We start from the raw sequence: 346 nt of genomic DNA on the forward strand, positions 1-346 counted from the left end.
AAGCAAAAGCAGCATTGATCAAAAGAGTATCCGGATATTTTTCTTTAGAACCGGCGCAGCTTCAGCTTGAAAAAGATGCTTTTGGAATGCCTTTTTTAAGCCTCAGCAAAACTTCTATTTTCGACCGGTTTTCTCTAAGCGGTCATGGCAGATTTTCAACCTATATTCTGTCGTTAATTAACTGTGAAACCTCAGTTAAACAGTACTAAAGACTTTGTGCACTTTTAGGTGCGGTCGTATCTTTAATTTGAACGCAAAAATCAGATTAAATGAAGTCCGTAGATAAGAAAGAAGTGATTAGCAGCCAGTCGGCTGAATTTATTCAACAAGCTGAAGCCGGAAAGTT

At 38.2% G+C, this 346-nt stretch carries 1 protein-coding gene; it reads left to right on the forward strand.

The annotated features are described in order from the left end of the window. Positions 1-209: hypothetical protein (locus tag HC175_RS24020; RefSeq protein ID WP_209310175.1), on the forward strand; the 209-nt coding region annotated here is incomplete at its 5' end. Positions 210-346 lie beyond the last annotated feature (137 nt).

The organism is Salinimicrobium oceani, assembly GCF_012037645.1.